General features: G+C 59.4%; 13 protein-coding genes. 10 read left to right on the top strand and 3 right to left on the bottom strand.

Annotation, left to right across the window (positions count from 1 at the left end; genetic code table 11):
* Window positions 1–66 precede the first annotated feature (66 nt).
* Genes soxC through FKG95_RS18815 form a run of 4 tightly spaced genes read left to right on the top strand, consistent with a single transcriptional unit; the run spans window position 67 to window position 4370 of the window.
* The gene (gene soxC / locus FKG95_RS18830) at window positions 67–1347 is read left to right on the top strand and encodes a sulfite dehydrogenase (RefSeq protein ID WP_142897940.1); all 1281 of its coding nucleotides are present in this window, start codon (window positions 67–69) and stop codon (window positions 1345–1347) included.
* Window positions 1331–2380, top strand: coding sequence for a c-type cytochrome (locus FKG95_RS18825; protein ID WP_142897939.1), 1050 nt, complete (start codon window positions 1331–1333; stop codon window positions 2378–2380). The genes soxC and FKG95_RS18825 overlap by 17 nt, the downstream gene beginning before the upstream one ends.
* Window positions 2381–2383: 3 nt before the next feature.
* Window positions 2384–3076, top strand: coding sequence for a c-type cytochrome (locus FKG95_RS18820; protein ID WP_142897938.1), 693 nt, complete (start codon window positions 2384–2386; stop codon window positions 3074–3076).
* 28 nt (window positions 3077–3104) lie between these two features.
* On the top strand, window positions 3105–4370 hold the full coding sequence (locus FKG95_RS18815; protein WP_142897937.1) for an NAD(P)/FAD-dependent oxidoreductase: 1266 nt from the start codon (window positions 3105–3107) through the stop codon (window positions 4368–4370).
* 226 nt (window positions 4371–4596) lie between these two features.
* Here FKG95_RS18815 and FKG95_RS18810 read toward each other — a convergent pair whose 3' ends face one another.
* Window positions 4597–5547, bottom strand: a complete 951-nt coding sequence (locus FKG95_RS18810) for an MBL fold metallo-hydrolase (protein WP_142897936.1) — start codon at window positions 5545–5547, stop codon at window positions 4597–4599.
* A 51-nt stretch (window positions 5548–5598) separates the two neighbouring features.
* Entirely contained in the window at window positions 5599–6114 is a 516-nt protein-coding gene (locus FKG95_RS18805; RefSeq protein WP_142897935.1) for a GlcG/HbpS family heme-binding protein, read from the bottom strand.
* 216 nt (window positions 6115–6330) lie between these two features.
* Here FKG95_RS18805 and FKG95_RS18800 point away from each other — a divergent pair, with 216 nt between their 5' ends.
* Both FKG95_RS18800 and FKG95_RS18795 read left to right on the top strand, forming a co-directional pair.
* A complete protein-coding gene (locus FKG95_RS18800; RefSeq protein WP_218940250.1) occupies window positions 6331–6948 on the top strand; it encodes a thioredoxin family protein in 618 nt (205 codons plus the stop codon).
* Window positions 6945–8087, top strand: a complete 1143-nt coding sequence (locus tag FKG95_RS18795; RefSeq protein ID WP_218940249.1) for a YeeE/YedE family protein — start codon at window positions 6945–6947, stop codon at window positions 8085–8087. The genes FKG95_RS18800 and FKG95_RS18795 overlap by 4 nt, the downstream gene beginning before the upstream one ends.
* Before the next feature lie 681 nt (window positions 8088–8768).
* On the opposite strand, the gene FKG95_RS18790 is transcribed toward FKG95_RS18795, so the two are convergent.
* Window positions 8769–9641, bottom strand: coding sequence for a LuxR C-terminal-related transcriptional regulator (locus FKG95_RS18790; protein ID WP_142897934.1), 873 nt, complete (start codon window positions 9639–9641; stop codon window positions 8769–8771).
* Window positions 9642–9769: 128 nt separating this feature from the next.
* Between FKG95_RS18790 and FKG95_RS18785 the strand changes: the two genes are divergently transcribed.
* From FKG95_RS18785 to FKG95_RS18770, 4 genes are read left to right on the top strand one after another with little or no spacing between them, the layout of a single operon-like run.
* A complete protein-coding gene (locus FKG95_RS18785; protein WP_179954169.1) occupies window positions 9770–10669 on the top strand; it encodes a beta-keto acid cleavage family enzyme in 900 nt (299 codons plus the stop codon).
* Between the two features lie 48 nt (window positions 10670–10717).
* Entirely contained in the window at window positions 10718–11722 is a 1005-nt protein-coding gene (gene dctP / locus FKG95_RS18780) for a TRAP transporter substrate-binding protein DctP (RefSeq protein ID WP_142897932.1), read from the top strand.
* A gap of 42 nt (window positions 11723–11764) precedes the next feature.
* Window positions 11765–12268: a TRAP transporter small permease subunit gene (locus tag FKG95_RS18775; RefSeq protein WP_142897931.1), complete on the top strand. Its 504-nt coding sequence runs from the start codon at window positions 11765–11767 to the stop codon at window positions 12266–12268.
* A complete protein-coding gene (locus tag FKG95_RS18770; protein ID WP_142897930.1) occupies window positions 12268–13584 on the top strand; it encodes a TRAP transporter large permease in 1317 nt (438 codons plus the stop codon). Before FKG95_RS18775 ends, FKG95_RS18770 begins: the two co-directional genes overlap by 1 nt.
* Window positions 13585–13587 lie beyond the last annotated feature (3 nt).

Raw genomic sequence — 13587 nt, 5'->3', positions numbered from 1 at the left:
CAGGGCTTGGAGGTGAGCCCTGGCTCCAACCCTTTCAGTGTAAGTGTAAAAGTGAGGTCGAGTGAGATGAAAGACCAAAGTGTTCGACCGGGAACGACCCGCCGCGATTTTTTGAGGACGTCGCTGTTGGCCGGGGGCGCCGCAGCGGCCTCGGCTTCGGTCTCCACTTCCGCCCAAGCGGCCGGCGACCCGGCGATCCTCGAGGTGCAGCCCTGGGCGCAGGCTCTGGGCGACGGAGTCGATGCACGGCCCTACGGCTTCCCGTCACCCTTCGAAGAGCAGGTGAAGCGCCGCAACGTTGACTGGCTGACCGCCGACCCGGTGAGTTCGGTCAATTTCACGCCCCTGCATGACCTTGACGGGATCATCACGCCCAACGGCCTTTGTTTCGAGCGGCATCATGCGGGTATCGCCGAGGTTGATCCGGCGCAGTACCGCCTGATGATCAACGGCCTTGTTGAGAAGCCGCTGATCTTCACCATCGAAGACCTCAAGCGCTTCCCGCGCGAAAATCATCTTTATTTCCTGGAGTGCGCCGCCAATTCCGGCATGGAATGGCGTGGCGCCCAGCTCAACGGCTGTCAGTTTACCCACGGCATGGTGCACAACGTGATGTACACCGGCGTCAAGCTGCGCCATCTGTTGGAGCGCGCGGGCGTAAAGACCAAGGGTAAGTGGCTGCTCGCGGAGGGCGCCGATGCCTCAGCCATGACCCGTTCGATCCCCATGGAAAAAGCGCTCGACGATTGCCTGGTTGCTTTCAAGATGAACGGTGAGGCGCTTCGTCCGGAGCAAGGCTATCCGGTCCGCCTCGTGGTGCCCGGCTGGGAAGGCAACATGTGGGTCAAATGGCTGCGCCGTCTCGAGGTGGGGGATCAGCCCTGGCATCACCGCGAGGAGACCTCGAAGTACACTGATCTGTTGGCCGATGGCCGGGCCCGGCGCTTTACCTGGGTGATGGACGCCAAGTCGATCATCACCAATCCGAGCCCCCAGGCCCCTATCACCCATGGCCGTGGCCACACGGTCATCTCCGGCCTGGCCTGGTCCGGCAGAGGCACCATCCCGCGCGTCGACGTCACTCTGGACGGCGGCAAGAACTGGTATCCGGCGCGGATGGACGGGCCGAGCCTGCCGATGTCGTTGCATCGCTTCTATTTCGACTTTGATTGGGACGGCCGCGCGCTGCTGTTGCAGAGCCGGGCGCATGATTCGACCGGATACGTTCAGCCGACGAAGGATGAACTGCGTATGGTGCGCGGGGAGAACTCGATCTATCACAATAACGGCATTCAGACTTGGTATGTGAACAACAAAGGGGTCGCCGAGAATGTTGAAGTTTCCTGATCTCTTTTTTGTGCTCGCCGCCGCACTGTGTCTTGGCCAAGCCGCATGGGCCGAGTCGTTCGATCTTGGCCGCGAGGCCACGCCCGAGGAGGTCGCGGCCTGGGATATCGATGTCCGCCCCGACGGGCGCGGTCTGCCGGTGGGATCAGGCTCTGTAACTGACGGCGAAGAGGTCTTCATCGAAAAGTGCGCAGTCTGTCATGGCGACTTCGGCGAGGGGGTCGGCCGCTGGCCGGTTCTGGCCGGTGGTCAAGATACGCTGGCCGGCGAGCGCCCGGTCAAGACCATCGGCTCCTACTGGCCCTATCTCTCGACGGTCTGGGACTATGTCCATCGCGCTATGCCCTTTGGCGATGCTCAGTCGCTGAGCGATGACGAGGTCTATGCCATCACTGCCTATCTGCTCTATATGAACGACGTCGTCGATGATGAAGATTTCGTCCTGTCCAAGGATAACTTCGCGGATACCCGGTTACCCAACGAAGGCGGGTTCTTCATGGACGATCGCCACAAGAGTCCGATCTTCGCAAGGACCGAGGTTTGTATGACCGACTGCAAGGAAACAGTCGAAATTACGATGCGCGCCCGCGTTCTCGATGTAACGCCGGATCAGGCGGCGGATGAACCAGCCGATGAGACAATGGACCAGGAAGCCGCCAACCCGAAGAGCACGACCCTTGCGGTCGTGCCGGAGCCGGCAGCGTCGGCCGACCCGGGTCTTGTCACAATGGGCGAAAAGCTCTTTCGCAAATGCAAGGCCTGCCACCAGGTCGGTGACGGTGCAAAAAATCGGGTCGGCCCGGTTTTGACCGGAATTGTCGGACGGCCGGTGGGTACGGTAGAGGGGTTCAGATATTCGAAGCCGATGGCGCAGGCCGGCGAGGGTGGTCTGATCTGGGACCACAAGTCTCTTGGCGCCTTTCTCGCAGATCCCAAGAGTTATATGCCCAAGACCAAGATGTCCTTCAGCGGATTGCGGAAGCAGGAAGAAATAGATGCAATTCTTGCCTATCTCGCGAGCACTGCGGAGTAACCCATGCGCAGCTTGGCCATCCTCGTCGCCCTTCTTCTGCCGGCTTCAAGTGCCGTCGCAGAGGTCGGTGATGCGGAGCGCGGTGCCAAGGTATTTCGCAAATGTGTGTCCTGCCATCAGGTAGGCGGCACAGCAAAGAACCGCGTCGGCCCTCATCTGAACGGGGTCTTTGGGCGAGCAGCCGGAGCAGTGGCGGGTTTCCGTTACTCGGACCATATGAAGCGTGCAAGCGCGGACGGACTGGTTTGGACCTTCGAGACCCTGGATGCCTTTCTGGAGAACCCGAAATCCCTGGTGTCGGCGACACGGATGAGTTTCCGCGGCTTGAAGAAGGCGCAGGACCGCGCCGACATTCTCGCCTACCTGCGCCAGTATTCCGACAAGCCGTCAGACATTCCTGAGAGTGAGCCAACACTTCGAGATGGTGGTCCAAATTTGGATCCGGCTGTTCTATCCCTGCAGGGTGACCCGGCCTACGGCGAGTATCTCTCCAGCGAATGCACCACCTGTCATCAGGCGGACGGTTCAAATCAGGGAATTCCGTCGATCACCAGCTGGCCGGCAGAGAACTTCGTGGTCGCCATGCATGCCTATAAGCAGCAACTGAGGCCGCATCCGGTGATGCAGATGCTTGCCGGACGACTTTCGGACGAGGAGATCGCTGCCTTGGCTGCCTATTTCAGCGGTCTCGACTAAAGAAAAAAGGCAAAGGGAGGAGAGCAAAATGAAAATAAACAGAAGAACGTTTTTGGGAACGACCCTGACCGCCGCAGCCGGCCTGACGGCGCCGGCGGTGCTTGGCCAGACCAGGCCACGGGTCGTGGTCATCGGTGGAGGTGCCGGCGGGGCCACGGCCGCGCGATACATCGCCAAGGACAGCAAGGGTGCGATTGATGTCGTTCTCATCGAACCGACGCGGCGCTACTACACATGCTTCTTTTCCAATCTCTATATCGGCGGCTTCCGGGAGATGAGCTCCATCGGCCACGGTTACGGCAAACTGGCCAGCGACTATGGCGTGAATGTGGTGCACGACTATGCCATCGGGGTCGACCGGGATGCCAAAACGGTAACGCTCGCCGGCGGCGGCTCGATCGGTTACGACCGTCTTGTGCTCTCGCCCGGGATTGACTTCAAGCAAGATGCTCTGCCCGGCTGGGATCTCTCGGCCCAGAACGCGATGCCCCATGCTTACAAGGCCGGTACGCAGACCGAGCTCCTGAAGGCTCAGATCGAAGCTATGCCCACTGGCGGCATCTTCTGCATGGTCGCCCCACCGAACCCCTTTCGATGCCCGCCTGGACCCTATGAGCGCGTGTCGATGGTGGCGCACAAGCTGAAGGCGGAAAACCCGACGGCCAAGATCCTGATTGTCGACCCCAAACCAAAGTTTTCGAAGCAAGCGCTCTTCGAGGAAGGTTGGCAGAACTACTATGGTGGCATGATCGAGTGGATCGGCCCGGATTTTGGCGGCGATGCGGTGGAGGTGCGTCCCGATACCATGGAGGTGGTAATCGACGGTGCCGTCGAAAAGGTCGACGTCTGCAACGCCATTCCTGCGATGAAGGCGGGACGCATCGCCGAACTTGCCGGTGTGACGAATGAGGCAGGCTGGGCGCCTGTGGTGCCTGCGACTATGCAAAGCCGCATGGATGAGAACATCTATGTCCTGGGTGACGCCTGCCATCAGGGGGACATGCCAAAGTCCGGTTTCTCGGCAAACAGCCAGGCCAAGGTCTGCGCTATGTCCGTGCGCGGCACACTAACCGGGTCGAAGGTCTTTCCAGCCAAGTATTCCAACACCTGCTGGTCGCTGATCGAAACCGACGACGGTGTGAAGGTCGGGGCGACCTATAAGGCGACAGAGGAAAAGATCGCCAAGGTGGATGGGTTTATTTCCCAGACCGGCGAGGCGGCGGGCCTGCGCAAGCAGACCTATGAAGAGTCGCTCGGATGGTATGCGGGCATTACCGCCGACATGTTCGGCTAATGTCGATTCCCTGTCGACTTTCGGCCCCGCAACGACGAAGCACGCCGTTGCGGGGTTTCTTTTTTCCAACCTTGCAAGCGCTTTAGAGCAATTCACATTTAGATGGACTCAAAATTCACTGCCTCTCAATCAGCAAACTGCTGATCTCGAACGCGATTTTTGAGGAGTTACGTTTCAAGATAAATATAAAACGCTTTAGAGTTGCGTATGACGCTTGGGCGCTTGGTTACTCGAACTCCATCTGTTCGTAGACCCGACCGGCGTTGCGTGTGGCCAATTGCTCGAAGGTGTCGAGATGCGTGTAGGGTGACTGATCGACATAGTAGGCCTCCTCCAGGCTGCCGCCGTCTTCAAGCAGCTTGCCGATCTGTCCGCGCAGATAGACCAGGTAGTCCCTGGTATAGCGCCTGACCTGGTCCATGTTTGTCGGATGGCCGTGACCGGGGATCACGTAGGTTGCCTTGAGAGCTTCAAAGTCTTCCCAGCTCTCCAGCCAGCCGGCGGTGTCTGTGTCGTCGAAGATCGGCAAGAGGCGTTCGTGAAAGGCCATGTCGCCGGAAATGACCAGGCTTTGCTCGGGCAGCCAGACCACGATGTCTCCCGGTGAGTGAGCTGGCCCGAGATTCCTTACCTCAATCCGGAATCGACCCATTTCAATGAGCTGTTCCTCCTCGAAGGTTTCGCTGGGGCCTTGCAGAACCGTGCCAGCCGACTTCTCTTTGTTGTAATTCTCCATGCGCGCCAGGATCTGAGGGCCGCGGTCTTCAAATTCCTCTGCCGCTTCGGCATGCGCCAGAATCGCAACGCCTTGTTCCGCCCAGTAGGCATTGCCCAGCATGGCGTGTCCCTGGCCGTTCTCGTTGATCACCAGCTTCACCGGTTCGTCTGTGATTTCTCTGATCTCTTCATGCAGCGCCTTGGCCAAGAGATAAGCCGCGCCACCGTTGATGACGACGACGCCGTCGCCGGTGACGATGAAGGACAGGTTGTTGTTGTGTCCTGAGTTCTCATAAGTCGGCGGGGCAGTGGCGCCGATGGCCGACCAAACGTGAGGGATCACCTCCACTGGTTTTGCATAGAGCACCGACTGCGGATACTGATCGGGAATCTGCTCGCTCGCAACGCAGGGGAGGGATGCGTTTGCGAGCAGCGCCGCCAAAGCTATCGGAAGACGCATGGCTCTCTCCTGTTAATTGCCTCCTGATACCTGCAGCTTTCGCCGTCTCCGCTAGAAGGCAATCTTGTCGTCGATTGCTGCCAGACCTGCGTCGGCGCAAGCCTTGTCCGCGGAGCCGCTGGGGGCGCCGGAAACACCTATAGCGCCCAGCATGCTGCCGTCGCCGGCGACGATTTGCACACCGCCGCCCAGCGGCAAGGCGTTGGAGATGTTACGGATTGCCCAGGCTTCGCCTTCCTCTGTCAACTCCGCCAGCTCAAGGGTGTCGGTGCGGAAACTGACGGCTGTCCAGGCCTTGCGATAGGAAGTGTCCGGTGTGTGAGGCCCGGCGAACTGGTCGCGGATCGTGGCCTGCAGATTGCCACCACGGTCGACCACCGATACGGCGATTTGGAAGCCTTCGTCCCGGCAGCTTGCCAGGGCGGCCTGGGCCGCCTCCACCGCCACATCGGGGGCCAGTGACTTGAAGGTCACGATGGCGTCCTGCGCGGCAGCGGCGCAGGAAAAACCCGCGATAAAAAAAGCTGCAACAGCGAGACGGTGACCTGGGCTATAATAAGAAAGCATGAAGGTTCTCCCGATTGCGGTGGCTTGCCGCGCGCTTGGTTTCAGCGCCGATAACACCTACCTTTGAGCGATTCTTGTTGTCAGGCTAAAATTATACATATAAATATTTGAATATAAATATGTAAAAACAGCGATGCTGCTTTTTGCTTTGCAATCGATGACGGATGACCGATTGCAAGCGTCCTCCCGCAGTTGCGCTGAAGAGGGAGAGAAGCCATGGAAAGCAACCGAAGGACGGTGCTGCTTGCCGGTATGGCGGCCACCGCTCAACTCTTGTCACCGCAAAGCCTGCGTGCGGCCGAACCTGAGGTTGGCGATAACGGGCTGCATGTTCAAGACTGGTTCGTCGAGAGTTTCCTCGATCTGCAGGAAGACCTTACCGTCGCCGCGGACAACGGCCGGCATTTTGCTGTACTGTGGGAACAGCGTGGTTGTCCCTATTGTCGTGAGCTGCACAGCGTAAATCTGGTACGTACCGAGATCGTTTCTTATTTGCGGGAAAACTTCGAGCTTCTTCAACTGGACCTCTGGGGCAGTCGCGCCGTCACCGATTTTGATGGCGAAGAGCTTGAGGAGCGTGCCTTGGCGAGAAAGTGGCAAATCAACTTTACGCCGACCGTCGTTTTCTTTCCAAGCGACCCGCAAGCAGTTGCAGGCCGGGCGGGGCGGGCGAGCGAGGTGGCCCGTATGCCCGGCTACTTCAAGCCATTTCATTTTGTCAGCATGTTCGAGTTTGTCCGCAGCGGCCAATATCAGGAACAGTCCTTTCAACGCTATCTGCAGGAAAAACTCGAGCAGCTCAAAGCGGAGGGCAAGTCGACGGATGACTGGTGAGCGCGCCGGGCGGTCAGACCCGAACCATGGATGAAATTCCGACTTCACTGATGCTCGCCGGCTGTGGCCTTGGGGCCGGGTTGGTCGTCGGCGCAGCTGCCCGCGGTGTGCGTTTCTGCACCTTCGGGGCGATCGAGGATTGGATTCTGGCGGATGACACGCGGCGGATGCGCAGTTGGGGGCTGGCGATGGCGGTTGCCATGATGGCCGTGCAGTTTCTCGACGCCTGGGGCGGCGCGCGGATTGGCGAGAGCTTCTATCTCTCCGCTTCTTTCGGTTGGGCCGGGGCGATTGTTGGAGGTCTCCTGTTCGGCTTCGGCATGGCGATGGTGGGCACCTGCGGTTACGGAACGCTGGTCCGCCTCGGCGGCGGCGATCTGCGCGCTATCGTCGTGTTCCTGGTGCTGGGGCTCTCGGCCTATATGACCGCGCGTGGCATTACAGGCGTTCTGCGTGAAGCGGTGATCGATCCCCTCAGCCTGAACCTGGAGAAGCTTGGCGGTCAGGGCTTGTCGCACCTCTTAAGCGCAGCGCTGGGGATTGAGCGATCTTCGATAAGCATGGGATTGGGACTCGTCGTGCCCCTGGTCATGGTGCGCTGGTGTTTCCAGAGTGCGGCTTTCCGCGCGGCGCCAAGAGACATCTTCGGCGGCCTTATCATTGGTCTTGCGGTGGCGGCCGGCTTTGCGGCAACCGGTATCGTCGGTGCCGATCCCTTCGATCCGCAGCGGGTCGAGTCCTTGACCTACGTTCTCCCGCCGGGAGAGACAATCATCTATCTGCTGACCTTCTCCGGGGCCACGATCGACTTCGGCGTTGGCCTAGTCATCGGAACCATTGCGGGCGCTTTTCTCACCGCTGCGGCGAAGAGGGAGCTTCGTCTGGAAGCTTTCGACGACGCAAGAGAGATGCGCCGCCACCTGCTGGGAGCGCTATTGATGGGCTTCGGTGGCGTGACGGCGCTGGGCTGCACGGTGGGGCAGGGTATTTCCGGGATTGCCACCCTCTCACTTAGTGCCCCGCTGGCGCTTGGTTCGATCCTCCTGGGGGCGGCCTTCGGACTGCACTATCTGGTCAGCGGCAGTGTCCGGGAGGCTTTCTCCGCCCTGCACGCCGTCGGTCGTGAGCCCTTTAACTGAGGCAGATGGGTTTGGGGCACCAACCGGGATCTGTCGCGACCGTACGATGAGGTTTCGGGTCGTTGATCTCAAGTCGGGATTGTCACATTAAGCTCTTTAAAGTCAGTTTCCTCTTCATTGTGACGTGTCGAGACGCCAACCATCTCCCCCGCACGCTATCGATTCCCACCGGATGTTATCCGCCATGCTGTTTGGCTCTACGCTCGTTTCACTCCAAGCTATCGAGACGCAAGGCGTCGGACTGCGGGAGTGACCGCAAGCTTTGGAACCAGACTCAGAAGATTCACTGAGTACAAAGTGATGCTCGCACCAGCTTTTCGCAATTGCTGCGACTACGATTCCCCGGATAGCTGCATTGCGGTGACGCGCCGAGCTTTGCGCAAAACAGCTTTATGAGGGAGACCAGGCGACGGTTGGGTGGATGATTGTTTAGCCAGCACGCCAGCGGCGGCCCGTTTTCAGACCTTTTCGCGAGGCGTTTCTGCAATTTTCTCCTGTGCCTCCAGCAGGCCCGTGCGCTTCATTGTGCCCAGTATGGCCGGATACTTGGGCGAGCCCTTCGATCGCGCGGCGACGGCGATGGCAGACCTCATCTGGTCCTTGCCTTAAATCCTGATCGCCATCACCGGACCCGGGCTTCAACGCACAATGGTGGCGATCTCGGTCGCCTGTCTCGGGCCGCTAACCAAAGCAAATCCTCGCCGCTTCGGTGCGGTTGCGGGTCTCGGTACGTTTCAGGATGGCGGAGATGTGCAGCTTGACTGTCCCCTCGCGAATGTTGAGCGCCTCGGCAATGTCCCGGTTGGACGCACCACCCTGGACGAGCCGCATGATCTCGATCTGTCGCGGTGTCAGTGAACTCATCGCCTTGCCACCATGATCGGTGATTTGACGAGACGCTTCGGTGGCGCCAGCCTGGATCAGATCACGCGAAGCCGTGAGCGCCCTGGTGAAGTGGTCGCTGTGCTGAACCACTTCGTCGACGCAGGAAGCGACATCCTCGGAAGCATCGACAGCGGCGGCTTGCAGGCGATCGATAGAGGCCTTTAAATCCGCCAGCGGGCGCAGCACATCGTTTGCCGCGATAAGTGCGAAGCGCCCTTCCGAGATTTCGTTTCTGCGAGCATCCGACAGTGTGCGATGGAGCGCTTCCAGAGCCTCGCGGCGGTCGGTGACGTCCAGCGCGACGCCGTCCCAGATAACTGTGCCGTCACTCTGCCGCCGTGGACGTCCTATAGAGCGAACCCATTTGAATCCACCTTCCGGGAGTTCGACGCGCACCTCTTCATCCAGGGTCGTGAGTTGGGATGCAGACCGCTCCAACGCGGCTATAAATCGCGCTCGGTCTTCCTGATGAATCCAGCTGTGGTCCACGGCCTCGAGTTCCATGAGGGCATCGGCGTTGAGGCCGAATGTCTTCTCAATTTCGGCACTTACGTAACTGTAGCGATAGGTACCGTCGGGGGTGCGCAGCCGCTGCATCGTATGGCCGGGAAATGCGCCGCCAAGCAGAGCGGCAAGATCGAATGGGGAGGATTCTTTTTCAAAATTCATATTACTAAAGATATATAGAATTACTGCAGAAGCAATGAAAATATAACTTTTTATATGACTTTTTGAATTTTGAGTGTATAACCTCGTTACAGAAATGCCCGGATCAACCGGGCTGGGAGGAGGGAGTTTTGGACAAGATCATCATTGAAGCGCGGGTGAACGAACTGGCGACGCGGGTGGGAAATCCCCATGTGCCTTTCCTCCCGCAAGAGATCATCAAAGATGCCAAGGCCTGTTACGACGCGGGTGCCGCTGTTTTGCACTATCACGCCCGGACAGCGGACGGCGCGCCGGATCACAGCCCTGAGTTCTACCTCGAAGCCAACGCGGGTATTCGCGCGCAATCGGATCTTCTGATCCACCCCACCTTGGGTTACGTCGCCAATGACGCGGACGCCAGAAGCCGGTTCGCAGCCGTGGAGGCCATGATGCAGTCTGCCGAGACGGCGCCGGACTTCGCGCCGATGGATTGCGGCAGCGTCAACGTCGACTGGTGGAATCCCGAGAAGGGGGCCTATGACACGACGGATCTGATCTATAAGAACTCGACGGCGACCCTGATGTATTTCGCCGAGCGGATCGACCACTATGGTCTGAAACCCTACCTCGTCAGCTGGAACATCAGCTTTACCCGGCAGATCGAACAGTTCCTGAAGATGGGGGTCCTGCGGGGACCCGCCTATGTATGCTTCTGCATGACGGATGAGATCATCTTCGCGGGTCACCCGGGCACGGAGGCCGGGCTTGATGCGCATACGACCTTCCTGCCGAAGGACTTCGAGACGGTCTGGACGGTGGTGAACTACAAGGGTGACCTCTTTCAGCTGACCGAGAAGATTATCCGCCAGGGCGGGCACATTTCCATCGGTCTGGGCGATTATGCCTATATGGACGGCGCGCGGCATATGACCAATGCCGAGGTAATCGACAAGGTGGTGGCGCAGGCGCGGAGCCTGGGCCGCGAACCGGCAAGCGCGGCCGAGACGCGCGAAATCCTGCAAATGCCGAAGGTAAAAGTCGCGGCCTGAACCGCGACGCAATCGAACCCTCTGGCCAGCTCTCTGGGAGGAGAAATCATGGTACTGAAATCAGCACTTCTTGGCGCTGCAGCCTTTAGTATGAGTGTGGCGGCTGCCCAGGCGACCGAGTTCAAGATGCAGACCTTTCTCGGGGCTAATGCCTCCACCACCAAGGCCTTCGAGGCAATGGCGGCTCAGCTGAAGGAGGATACCGGCGGTGAGGTGAGTATTACCGTTCTTCCGGGCAAGGCCGTGGTCGGCGCGGGAGAGACAATCGATGCGATCCAGAATGGGCTTCTGGACGGGCAGTACACCGCGCCCAGTTATTTTGCGGGCAAGGATGCCGCACTGGGCGTGCTGGGTGACACACTGGCCGCATACCCGGACAGCGTGACGCGCGACCGCTGGTTCACCGAAGGTGGCGGACTGGAACTGGCCCGCGCGCTCTATGGCAAGTACGACCTCTATTTGGTCTGCCCGGTGCATTGGCCTTCGGAGCAAATCCCCTCGACGGTCGAGATCAAATCCGTTGAAGGTCTTGAGGGACTCAAGATGCGTGCTCCGGGCGGCTTGGCCTCAGACCTGCTCAGCCGGGCGGGTGCTTCGCTGGTGACCATGGGCGTCGGTGAGAGTGTCACGGCCATGGAGACGGGTGTTCTGGATGCCACGGATCTCGCGAATGTGGCGCTGAACGTCGCGCTGGGTATGCACAATCAGGCGAAGTATTCGGTGCTCGCGCGGCATTCCATGGCCGTTACCGAAATGTCGGTGTCGATGGATAAATGGAACAGCCTCTCGTCCGAAAACCAGGGGAAATTCGAAGAGGCATGCAATGCCATGTCGGCGGCGCTGGTCAAGACCCTCACGGCCGAGGATGCCGCGGCGGAAGCGAAAGCCAAATCTGAAATGGGTGTGACCTTCATTGCCTTTGGCGACGAGGATGCCGCCAAGTTCCGCAAGATGACGACCGAGGTCTGGAACGACTGGGGAGCCAAGTCAGCGGATGCCCAGGCAGTGGTGGACAGCCACAAGGCTTTCATGACCTCCATTGGGTTGAATTGATAAAAGCGGCCGTGCCCGGCCGAATTTTCCAGGAGCGGCCATATGTCTTTTCTTGACCGCTTTGCCCTGTGGCTGGGCCGAATGACGGCATGGTGCTTCGCCGCGATCGTTCTGATTATGGTCTACGAGGTGGCCGCCCGTTACGGCTTCAATGCGCCGACCACCTGGGCACATGAGGTTTCCATCCTGCTGGCGTCCATAGGATTTGTCATTGGCGGGGCCTTCTGCATGGCCGAGAGAACGCACATGCGTATCTCTCTTCTGGTGGATCGGCGTCCTCGGCTCGCCAGCTTCTCAGAGGCTCTTGGTCTCGTGGCGGGCGCGATCTATCTGGGCGGGCTCAGCTATGCTGCGTGGCGAATGGCGGAGAAGGCCTTGTGGCGCTTTTCGCTTTCCGGGGCCTGGGATCCCGAGCGGTCGGGCAGCACCCTGAATTCTCCCTTGCCGGGCTATCTCAAGGCGCTGCTTTTTGTCGGTTGCGTCCTGTTTCTGCTCCTGATCCTGCGGCGTATGCTCCCCTTGCATAATCGTTGGCGGTTGCGCTGATGGATATCGGCAGTCTCACTCTGCTGATTATTGCCAGCATGACGGTTTTACTGATGCTGGGGGTGCCGCTGGCCTTTGTGTCGGGCGCCATCGCGGTCGTCCTGACCGTAACGCAGTTCGGGTGGAACGGGCTTTTCATCGTCGGCAGCCGAACCGTGGAGTTTCTGGACAGTTTCGCTCTGATCGCAGTGCCGATGTTTGTCATCATGGCCTCGATCATGGAAAAGTCGGGGGTCGCGCGTGACCTTTACCGCGCATTCCACGTTTGGGCCGGCGGGCTGCGTGGCGGTATCGGGGTCGTGACGACCTTTGTCGCTGTTCTGCTGGGTGCGACGACCGGGATCATCGGTGGCGAGATTGTGCTGCTGGGCCTGATCGCCTTGCCGCAGATGCTGAAGCTCGGCTACGACAAGAAGCTCGCGATCGGCACCATCACGGCGGGCGGCTCGTTGGGCACGATGATCCCGCCCTCGATCATCCTGATCTTCTATGGGCTGACCGCAGAGGTCAGCATTTCACATCTCTTCGTTGCCACGCTGCTGCCGGGCCTGATGATGGCGCTCCTTTACATCACCTATATCCTGATCCGCTGCGGCCTGAATCCGGCGATGGGCCCGCCTCTGTCAGAGGAAGAGCGCAACATTCCCTTGCGGGAGAAGCTGGCGCTCTTCGGCGGTGTCGCCTTGCCCATGCTGGTTGCGGGCGGCGTCCTGGTGTCGATCTATGCCGGCTTCGCCTCAATCACCGAAAGTGCGGCTTTGGGTGCTTTTGGAGCCGCTGTCGTGGCCTGGGTGCGGGGCGCTTTCAGCTTCGCGATGTTGCGCGACGTGCTGGTGCAGGCATTGCGGACCTGTGGAATGGTATTCTGGCTTGTCTTTGGCACGAACGCGTTGATTGGCGTTTATAATCTGATGGGCGGGATCGGCTTCGCACGCGAGATGCTCGTCGGGCTCTCAAGTGAACCCGGCGTAATCCTTGCAGTGATGATCGGCGTTTTCATCCTCCTGGGTTTTTTCATCGACTGGATCGGAATTCTGTTCCTGACCATGCCGGTCTTCCTGCCGACTCTGCAATCCCTGGGCTACGACCCGATCTGGTTTGGTGTCGTCTTTAATCTGTCAATGCAGATCGCCTATCTGACACCCCCCTTCGGGCCGGCCTGTTTCTATCTGAAAGGGGCCGCACCTGAGGGCATAGACCTGCAGGATATCTTTGCCGCGCAGTGGCCTTTCATCGGGTTGCAGGTGCTTGCTCTCATCATTGTGGTTCTCTGGCCCGGGCTGTCTCTGTGGCTACCACAGCTTATCTACGGATGATCC

This window comes from Denitrobaculum tricleocarpae (assembly GCF_007004665.1).
Taxonomy (GTDB): domain Bacteria; phylum Pseudomonadota; class Alphaproteobacteria; order Kiloniellales; family Kiloniellaceae; genus Denitrobaculum; species Denitrobaculum tricleocarpae.
Note: the sequence above shows the minus strand (reverse complement) of the source record. Positions and strands in the feature narration are given on the sequence as shown.